The organism is Cellulomonas algicola, from assembly GCF_003851725.1.
Taxonomy (GTDB): Bacteria; Actinomycetota; Actinomycetes; order Actinomycetales; family Cellulomonadaceae; genus Cellulomonas; species Cellulomonas algicola.
Genome location: NZ_BHYL01000112.1, coordinates 1 through 9,251, shown reverse-complemented (window position 1 = coordinate 9,251; position 9,251 = coordinate 1). Strand labels below are relative to the sequence as shown.

The following is a 9,251-nucleotide window of genomic DNA, read 5'->3' as shown; positions in this document are numbered from 1 at the left end:
GCGCGGGACCGGGTCGGCCTGCGGGCGTCGCCGCAGGTCGTCGGCCTGCGCCTCGTCGACGGGCACGAACCGGACCTCGTCGCCGGGACGCAGCTGCCCGAGCTTCCAGAGCTGCCCGAGCGCGACCGTCGCGGGGCACGTGAACCCGCCGAGGCTCGGGCCGTCGGGGCCGAGCAGGATCGGCAGGTCGCCCGTGTAGTCGACGGCGCCGACCGCGTACGGGGTGTCGTGGATGTTCGACGGGTGCAGGCCCGCCTCGCCGCCGTCGGGGCGCGCCCACGTGGGCTTCGGCCCGACGAGCCGCACGCCCGTGCGCGCCGAGTTGAAGTGCACCGACCACGTGGCGGCGTAGAACTCCTCGACGTCGTCCGTCGTGAAGAACTCCGGCGCCGCGTGCGGGCCCTCCAGCGCGCCGACGAGCCACGACGCCGGGATGACGGGCCGCTGGTCGAGCGGGACGGCGTGCGCCGGTGCGGAGTCGGGGGCGGCCGTGCCCAGGGAGACCAGGTCGCCGGGGCGCAGGGGGAGGCCCGTCGCGCCGCCGATGCGGCCCAGGTCGAACGTCGCCGCCGAGCCGAGCACGTCGGGCACGTCGAGGCCGCCGCGCACCAGCACGTACGAGCGCATGCCCGCGGTGGGGGTGCCGACCGTCAGGACGCCGCCCGGGGGCACGTCGACGGGCTCCCACTGCGGCACGGGCACGCCGTCGACCGCGACCGGGGTCGGCGCGCCCGCGACCAGCACCGTCGCCCCCGTCACGAAGCGCAGCTCGGGCCCGGCCATCGTGCACTCGAGCCCCGGCGCCCCCTCGGGGTTGCCGAGCGCGCGGTTGCCGAGGCGGAACGACAGGTCGTCCATCGGGCCCGACGGCGGGATGCCGACGTGCCACAGGTGCGTCCGGCCCGGCCAGTCCTGGATCGTCGTGAGCATGCCCGCGCGGACCACCTCGACGCGGGGCGTCGCGTCGCGGACGTGCGCGAGCGTCCCCGTGTGGTGCAGGGCCTCGGCGACCTCGGGCGTGCGGACGATGCTGCGCAGCAGGCCGAGGTTCGTCGCGACGCCGTCGAGCCGGCTCGCGGCGAGGGCGGCGTCGAGCGCGGCCCACGCGGCGTCGCGGTCGGCGCCGGACGCCACGACCTTGGCGAGCAGCGGGTCGTAGTGCGTCGACACCTCGAGCCCCGGCTCGACCCACGTGTCGACCCGCACGTCCGCGGGTACGGCGAACGCCGTCACCGTCCCCGCCGACGGCAGGTGGTCGCGGTCGGGGTTCTCGGCGTAGACGCGCGCCTCGACCGCCGCACCGCGCGCCTGCAGCGGGGTGTCGAGCGGGCTCGTGTCGCCCTGCGCCAGGCGGATCATCCACGCGACGAGGTCCACGCCGTAGACGGCCTCGGTCACCGGGTGCTCGACCTGCAGGCGCGTGTTGACCTCGAGGAACGCCGCCTCCTCGCGCTCGGCGTCGTACACGTACTCGACCGTGCCCGCGCTGCGGTACCGGACCGACGCCGCCAGGTCGCGGGCCGCGTCGGCGATCCGCTGCCGCACCGCGTCGGGCAGCGCGGGCGCCGGGGCCTCCTCGACGACCTTCTGGTGCCGCCGCTGCAACGAGCAGTCCCGGTCGCCGAGCGTGACGACGCGGCCGAGCCCGTCGCCGAAGACCTGCACCTCGACGTGCCGCGCCGCGGTGATGAGCCGCTCCAGGTACACGCCCGCCGACCCGAACGCCGCACCCGCGGTCCGGCGCACGGCGTCCCATGCCGCCGCGAGCTCGTCGGGCGTCGCGCACGCGCGCATGCCGATCCCGCCGCCACCCGCGGTCGCCTTGAGCATCACCGGGAAGCCGATCCGGGCCGCTTCGGCCTGCGCCTCGTCGAGGTCCTCCAGCAGACCCGTGCCCACGAGCATCGGCATGTCGACCGCCGCTGCCGCCGCACGGGCCGTGTGCTTCGCACCGAACAGCTCGAGCTGGTCCGGCGTCGGGCCGACGAACGCGACCCTCGCCGCCTCCGCGGCGCGCGCGAACCCCGCGTTCTCCGACAGGAAGCCGTAGCCCGGGTGGATCGCGCCCGCACCCGTCGCGAGCGCCGCCTCGACGATCGCGTCGGCGCGCAGGTACGACTGCGCCGCAGGGGCCGGGCCGAGGCGGACCGCGGTGTCGGCCAGGTGCACGTGCGGGGCGCCCGCGTCGGCGTCCGAGTAGACGGCCACCGTGCGCAGGCCCAGGTCACGGGCGGTGCGCAGGATGCGGACGGCGATCTCGCCGCGGTTCGCGACGAGCAGGGTGTCGAAGCTCATCGTGCGGCCTCCGGGCTGTGCTCGTCGTCGGGGCTGTGCCCGTGGTCGGGGTGGTCCTGCGTTCCGCTCCCGGCGGGCGCCGCTGCGCGACCCCCACCCTCCGCTGCGCTCCGGTCCACCCCTCCGGTCACGACCATGCGGACGGGTGTCGGGTCGAAGCCGTTGCACGGGTTGTTGACCTGCGGGCAGTTCGAGACGACGACGAGCACGTCGCGCTCCGCGCGCAGCGACACCGCGAGCCCCGGCGCGGAGATGCCGTCGACGATCCCGAGCGCGCCGTCCGGGTCGACCGGCACGTTCATGTACCAGTTGACGTTCGACACCAGGTCCCGCTTGCCGAGCCCGTGCCGCCCGCCCTCCGCGAGGAAGTTCTCGACGCACGCGTGCTGCGCGCGGGTGTGGTGGCCGTAGCGCAGCGTGTTCGACTCCTGCGAGCACGCGCCGCCGAGGGTGTCGTGCCGGCCGCAGGTGTCCGCGACCACCGTCATGAGCTCGCCGTGCTCGCAGTCGCGCAGCACCGACCCCGTCGTGAGGAACACCGAGTCCTGCGCCTGGATCGTGTCGGGCGCGCTGTACCGCAGCGACGTGTCGTGCGCGTCGTAGACGAGGAAGTCGACCGCCTGGTTGCCGCCGAGGTCGACGATCGTCAGGACGTCCCCGGCGGAGACGACCGCGGACCACGGCGCGCGGGCGGGGACGACGTCGTCGCGCAGCACCTCGCCGGCCGGCACAGGGTCGGGGCCCGGCGCGGTCGCGGTCGCCGGGTCGGTCGTGCCGCCGGCCGTCGGGCTCGGGACGCTCGCGGTGGCGGTGCCCGACGCCGTCGGGCTCGCGGGGAAGGCGTCGGTGACGGCCGCGTCGGGCGTGCCGGTCGTGGGCGTGGTCGTGGTCATGCGATCCCCCGGGCGGTGAGGTCGGCGGCGGTGTTGGTGAAGGCGCGCCGGCCCTCGGGGGTGGCGGTCCACAGCGGGTCGTCGGGCGCGGTCGGACGGCCGGTCCACGCGAGGACCTCGAGCGGCGACGACGTGAACTCCGGGCGCGGGTCGAGCGGGTGCGCGGTGTTCGCGACGAGCAGCAGCAGCGGCACCTCGGCCCGCAGCGTGACCGCCGCGCCGGCGCCCGCCGAGCCCTCGAAGTGCGGGCGTCCCTGGGCGTCCACCCGGACGCCCTGGAAGAACGACACGCTCGGCGGCAGGTCGCGGCGCGTCAGGCCGTGCTTCGCGGCCGCGAGCGCGAACAGCTCCCGACCCGCGGGCGACGGGCCGTGCGCGTCGCCGTCGCCGTAGCGCTGCGCGTTGCGCGCGCGCGTCGTCGTGCCGAACAGCGCGTCCTGCCGGCCCGACGAGTCCTGCACCACCGACGCCAGCACGCGGCCCGCGTCGGACAGCAGCAGGTGCCCTGCCGTCAGGTAGACCTGCCACTGCACCTTGACGGTGTCGGCCACGTTGAGTCGTTCCCAGGGCCGGTCCAGCCGGTACGCGAGCACGTGCGCGCACGCATCGCCGACCAGGTCGGTGACGCGGACGTGCGTGCCGCGCGCGACCGCGAGGTGCGTGTACCCGCCGCCCGCGACGACCTCCGCGTGCACGAGGTCCGCCGCGTCGACGTCGGCCGGCGGGGTCGGCCAGGCGCTCGCGGGGAGCGTCGGCATCGCGTGGACGCGGCCGGCGGCGGCGGCCTCCTGGGCCCGGGCGTGCGCGCGGGCGCCCGCGGTCGTGCCGGTGTCGTCGACGGTCGTCATGGCAGCTCCCGGGTTTTCTGTCGTCTGACAGAAACAGCCTCCCGACGCCCTGTTCCCCGCCGATCACCACCCCGTAAACGTTGCGTTACGCCACCCGGGCGCCCAGCGGCCTCCCGCGGCGGTCCGGGCTCCGGGCACCGGACAGGCCGGTGGTACGTTCCCCAGGCCATGGGACGCAGACCGGGACGACCGCGCGCCACCGGCGACCCGCACGAGCAGCGGGACACCCGGCAGGACGTGCTCGACGCCGCGGCGGCGCTGTTCTGCACCGTCGGCTACGCCGCGACCAGCACGCGCGCGGTCGCCGACCGGGCCGGGGTGCGGCAGGCGTCGATCTACCACCACTTCACGAGCAAGGACGCGATCCTCCTCGACCTGCTGCTCGGGTCCGTCCGCCCGTCGCTCGAGCTCGCCGACCGCCTCGCGACCACCGACGACGCGCCGGCCGCCGCCCGCCTCTGGGCCCTCGCGCACGCCGACGTGCTGCTGCTGACGACGAGCCCCGTCAACGTCGGCGCGCTGTACCTGCTGCCCGAGGTGGACGGCGAGCAGTTCGCCGAGTTCCACGCGCTGCGCGACCGCCTGCGCACCCGCTACGACGAGCTCGCCGCCCAGGTCCTCGCCGCGCTCGCAGCCGCCGGGGAGACGCCCGCCACCGACGACGTGGTTGCGGTCGAGGCCGCCGGGCCGCTCGTCCTCGGGCTCGTCGAGTCGGTCATCCTCCGGCGGCGCGCGGGCGAGCGCCTCGACGCCGCCGCCGTCGCCCGCTCCGTGGCGGACGGCGTGCTCCGGCTGCTCGGCGGCGACGCCCCGACCGTGGAGGCGGCACACTCCGCGTCCGCGGACCTCGCGTCGGCGACCACGGCTGCGACCCCGCCCCCGCCGGGCGTGCAGGAGCCCGCCGAGCGTGCGCCCGCCACCGCGTCCGACCGTGCGCCGCTCTCGGCGTCCGACCGTGCGCCGCTCCCGGCGTCCGGCCACGCGCCGCTCGCCACGCCTGGCCGAGCGCCGGTCTCCGCGCCCGACGACGGTCGCGGTGCGCCGTCCGTCGGGGTCACGTCCGCGTGAACGTGCGCGTCCTCCGTCGTGAGGGGGAGATGGTGGTCCCGCGCGCGGCCCTGGCGCGGGCCCGACCACGGCCGCGAGCATCGACGTCATGAGCACGCTGCCCCTCGCCGGCCCTGCCGCCGCGGCCGTGCCGTCGGCCGTCGCCGCGCTGCGCAGGTCCCTGCCGTCGATCGTCCTCGCGACGCTCGTCGGCGCCTTCCTGCTGGCCAGCCCTGCCCTCGACGGCGTCGTGTACGGCGACGGCTCCTGGGTGTCGTACGGCACCGCACCCGGGGCGTCGTCGGGGTACGTGCTCGCCGCGCTCGTCGTCGTGGTCGTCGGCGTGCTGCTGGGGCGCGCGCACCCCGTGTGGGCGACCGTCCTCGTGCTCCTGCCCTTCCTCGGGTACGCCTGGCTCGGGTGGTGGGCCTACGGGTGGTGGCTCGCGCTGGTCGCGGTCGCAATGCTCGCCGCGCTCGACGGTCCGGTGCGGGCGGTCGTGCCGGTCGTCGCGGCCGTCGGGGTCGCGCTGTGGTTCTGCGCGGCGCCGGTCGTCGCGAGCGTGCCGATCGGCCTCACCGACTCCGGTTCGGGGTCCGGGTTCTCGGCGTACGTCTTCGTCGCGCACGTCGTCGCGGTGGGTGCCGCGGTGAGCCTCGCCGCGGCGGCCGGGTCGTCGGCGCGCAGCCGGGCGCGGACCCGGGCGGCCGAGTCGCAGGAGCGGCGCGCGCTCGAGGTCGAGTCCGCGGCAGCCGAGCGTGCGCGACTCGCGCGCGACCTGCACGATGTCGTCGCGCACCACGTCTCGCTCGTCGTCGTCCGGGCGGAGAGCGCGCCGTTCCAGTACCCCGACCTCGACGACGACGCGCGCGAGGTGCTCGCGGCCGTCGCGGCGGACGGGCGGCAGGCGCTCGGCGAGCTGCGGCAGGTGCTCACGGTGCTGCGACGGTCCGAGGCGGCCGACGGTGCCGAGCGAGCGCCGCAGCCCGGCGCGCAGGACGTCGACGCGCTCGTCGCCGCCGCCCGGGACGCCGGGCAGGAGGTCCGGGTGTCGGGCGCCTGGCGCGACATCGACGAGCCGACCGGCTACGTCCTGTACCGCGTCGTCCAGGAGTGCCTGACGAACGCGCGGCGGCACGCCTTCGGGGAGCCCGTCGACGTCGAGCTGCGCAGCGACGCGCGCGGCGTCGGCCTGGTCGTCCGCAACGCGTTCACGCAGCCCGCGCCGGAGCGCCCGGTCGTGCCCGGGCGCGGGCTCGTCGGGATGCGGGAACGCGTCGAGGCGCTGGGCGGTCTGCTCGACGTGCGGACGGCGGGCGGGCAGTTCGTCGTCGAGGCGCTGATCCCCGACCGGTCCTCCGACGCGCCTGTCGCCGGACCCGGGAACCGCGCATGACGCGCGTCGTCGTCGCGGACGACCAGCCGGTCGTCCTGCAGGGGTTCGCGGCGATCCTCGGGTCGGCGCCCGACCTCGAGGTCGTCGGCACCGCGGCGGACGGGCGCGCGCTGGTCGAGCTCGTCACGCGCACCGAGCCCGACGTCGCCGTCGTCGACGTGCGGATGCCCGTGCTCGACGGGATCGCGGCGACGCAGCAGGTCGTCGCGCGCCACCCGGCGACGCGCGTCCTGGTCCTCACGACGTTCGACCTCGACGAGTACGTGCTCGACGCGCTGCGCGCGGGGGCCAGCGGGTTCCTGCTCAAGGACGTCACCGCGGAGCGGCTGGTCGAGGCCGTCCGCCTCGTTGCCGAGGGCTCGATGCTGCTCGGCCCCAACGTCACGCGCCGGCTCGTCGAGGACTTCTCGCGGCGCGTCCGTCGCCCGTCGCCGGAGTTCGACGCGCTGACCCCGCGCGAGCGTGAGGTCGCGCTCGCGGCGGCGCGCGGGCTGTCGAACGGGGAGATCGCGGCGGAGCTCTACATCGGCGAGTCGACGGTCAAGACGCACCTGTCGGAGGTGCTGCGCAAGCTGCGGTGCCGGGACCGGGTGCAGCTCGTCGTCCGGGTGCACGAGGCGGGTCTCGTCGAGGGCTGACGCCGTGCCGGACGGCAGCCGGACGCAGGCTCCGCGCGCGCGTGCGCGTGCGCCCCCGTCTGCGCGGTCGCTGCGGAGCGGGATTTAACACAGCCGTTTCGTGCGTGCAGCGACGCCGACACAGCCCGGGTGGTCAATGAACCTGTCGAGCGACAGAAACCCTCGACACGCGTCGTGACCTGGCCACCGCGCCGACCCGGGAGAGCAGCCCGGCGCCGCCGCCGTCCCTCCCGGAGCCACCATGATCATCGCCGGAGTCGGGCTCTCCGTCCTCGCCGTCGTCCTCGTCGGCATCCTCGTCGCCCGCAAGGTCGACGGGGACAGCGCCAACTACCTCGTCGCCGGCCGCCGCCTCGGCGTCCCGCTCGTCGCCGCGTCCCTCATGGCGGCCGCGGTCGACTCGAACGCGACCGTCGGGAACACCGACCTCACCTCGTCGTTCGGGTTCTGGGCGGGCACGTCGCTCGCGCTCGGCCTCGCGATCTGCCTCACCCTGACGGGCCTGTTCCTCGCCAAGCCCATGCACCGCATGAAGCTCTTCACGCTCGGTGACTTCTACCGGATCCGGTACGGCCGGGGCGTCGAGGTCGCGGCGTCGGTCCTCATGATCTTCGCGTTCGCGATCCTCATGGCCGGCAACCTCGTGGCCTGCGGCTTCCTGCTCGAACGGTTCCTCGGGCTCGACTACACCGTCGGGGTCGTCATCGCGGTGGTGCTCGTGCTGGTCTACACGATCGGCGGCGGCATGTTCTCCGACGCCTACACCGCCGCGATCCAGATCGCGATCACCGCCGCCGCGACCGTCGCGCTGCTGTGGTGGGTCGGCTCGACGATCGGCTTCCAGATCGACCCCGGCATGGGGCCCTTCGACCTCGAGCAGCTGACCTCCACCGACGCGGGCGCACCCATCAACTGGGCCACGCTCATCTCGCTCGGCATCGGCGACATCGTCGCGATCGACTTCATGCAGCGCGTGTTCTCCGCGAAGTCGCCCGAGATCGCCCGCCGGTCCTGCTTCACGGCCGCCGCGGGTACCGCGATCGTCGGCGTCGCCTACGGCCTCGTCGCCCTGACCGCGGTGTCGGTGCTCGGCATCACGACCGCCGACGGCCCGGTCCTGTTCACGCTGCTCGACGACTACGCCCCGCCCGGGCTCGCGATCCTCGTCCTGTCGGGCATCGTCGCCGCGTCGTTCTCGACCGCGTCGGGCGCGATCCTCGCGACGTCCGCCGTTGCCGTCCGCAACATCTTCGGCGTCCGCCGCGTCGTCGACACCCCCGGAGTCAAGGACCCGCTGCTGCGCTGGACCCGCCTCGCGATGGTCCCGATCGTCGTCCTCGGCGTGACCGTCGCGCTCGAGGTCGCCCAGACCGGCATCCTCCTGACCCTCGCGTTCGACCTCATGCTCGCCGCGCTCGTCGTGCCGTTCCTGCTCGGGCTCTTCTGGAAGCGCGGCGGCAAGCACGCCGCCGTCGCCGCGATGGCCGTCGGGCTCACCGTGCGGCTCGGGCTCTTCGTCCTCACGCCCACCATCTACGGCGTCCCCAACGACGTGCTCTACCTCCCCAACGACCTCGTTCCCGCGACGTTCGACGGCTGGCCCACGTTCTACGGCGCGATCACGTCGCTCCTCGCCTACCTCGTCGTCGCCTCCCTGCGGCCGCGGTCGATCGACGAGGAGGCCTGGGCCCTCACGGACACGGCGACCGCCGAGCCCGCTCCCGCGGACGCGTCGGTCGTCCCTGCCGGCGTCACCGCGCAGTCGTCGGACACCGCGACGAAGCCCGTGGTCGCCCGCGCGACCGACCCCGACGTCGGAGACGGCCTGCCGTCCCCGGCCTGACGCCGCTCCTCGCCACCCGCGGCGGGCGAGCTCCCGTCGTCGAACGCGCCCTCACGCACGTCCCCGGCCGTCCGGGCGTGCGTGAGGGCGTGCTCGGCGTCGACGCCGTCGCGGGGGAGGGGACCCGTGCGGTCGACCGGGTCCGGAGGTCAGCGGGGGCGCTCGACGAACGGATCCGCGAGGTCCAGGTCGCCCGACGTCTCGACGACCACCAGGACCGCGTCCGTCACGGCCCACGTCTGGTGCAGCTCGCCCGGCTCCCAGACGACGAGCGTGCCCGGCCCGGCCGCG

General features: G+C 75.5%; 6 protein-coding genes and 1 pseudogene. 4 read left to right on the top strand and 3 right to left on the bottom strand.

The annotated features are described in order from the left end of the window. The 3 genes and pseudogenes from CTKZ_RS08520 to CTKZ_RS08510 form a co-directional block, all read right to left on the bottom strand. On the bottom strand, positions 1-2,295 hold a 2,295-nt coding region (locus CTKZ_RS08520; protein ID WP_124342550.1), incomplete at its 3' end, for a 5-oxoprolinase/urea amidolyase family protein. Positions 2,296-2,420: 125 nt separating this feature from the next. Next, positions 2,421-3,026, bottom strand: a pseudogene (locus CTKZ_RS08515) (urea amidolyase associated protein UAAP2); the annotation flags it as partial. 158 nt (positions 3,027-3,184) lie between these two features. Then, positions 3,185-4,036, bottom strand: a complete 852-nt coding sequence (locus CTKZ_RS08510) for an urea amidolyase associated protein UAAP1 (RefSeq protein ID WP_124342548.1) — start codon at positions 4,034-4,036, stop codon at positions 3,185-3,187. A 168-nt stretch (positions 4,037-4,204) separates the two neighbouring features. Here CTKZ_RS08510 and CTKZ_RS08505 point away from each other — a divergent pair, with 168 nt between their 5' ends. The 4 genes from CTKZ_RS08505 (at position 4,205) to CTKZ_RS08490 (ending at position 8,960) form a co-directional block, all read left to right on the top strand. Beyond that, positions 4,205-5,104, top strand: coding sequence for a TetR/AcrR family transcriptional regulator (locus CTKZ_RS08505; protein ID WP_200829679.1), 900 nt, complete (start codon positions 4,205-4,207; stop codon positions 5,102-5,104). A gap of 88 nt (positions 5,105-5,192) precedes the next feature. Next, entirely contained in the window at positions 5,193-6,479 is a 1,287-nt protein-coding gene (locus CTKZ_RS08500) for a sensor histidine kinase (RefSeq protein ID WP_124342547.1), read from the top strand. Then, positions 6,476-7,117 carry a response regulator transcription factor gene (locus CTKZ_RS08495; RefSeq protein ID WP_124342546.1) on the top strand — a complete coding sequence of 214 codons (642 nt, stop codon included), beginning with the start codon at positions 6,476-6,478 and terminating at the stop codon, positions 7,115-7,117. The genes CTKZ_RS08500 and CTKZ_RS08495 overlap by 4 nt, the downstream gene beginning before the upstream one ends. A gap of 241 nt (positions 7,118-7,358) precedes the next feature. Next, positions 7,359-8,960: a high affinity choline transporter 1 gene (locus CTKZ_RS08490; RefSeq protein WP_124342545.1), complete on the top strand. Its 1,602-nt coding sequence runs from the start codon at positions 7,359-7,361 to the stop codon at positions 8,958-8,960. The last annotated feature ends 291 nt before the right edge of the window (positions 8,961-9,251 follow it).

Excerpts from the sequence above, each read along its gene's own strand:
- CTKZ_RS08510 (WP_124342548.1), bottom strand. The coding sequence starts at position 4,036 with ATGACGACCGTCGACGACACCGGCACGACCGCGGGCGCCCGCGCGCAC.
- CTKZ_RS08505 (WP_200829679.1), top strand. The coding sequence starts at position 4,205 with ATGGGACGCAGACCGGGACGACCGCGCGCCACCGGCGACCCGCACGAG.
- CTKZ_RS08500 (WP_124342547.1), top strand. The coding sequence starts at position 5,193 with ATGAGCACGCTGCCCCTCGCCGGCCCTGCCGCCGCGGCCGTGCCGTCG.
- CTKZ_RS08495 (WP_124342546.1), top strand. The coding sequence starts at position 6,476 with ATGACGCGCGTCGTCGTCGCGGACGACCAGCCGGTCGTCCTGCAGGGG.
- CTKZ_RS08490 (WP_124342545.1), top strand. The coding sequence starts at position 7,359 with ATGATCATCGCCGGAGTCGGGCTCTCCGTCCTCGCCGTCGTCCTCGTC.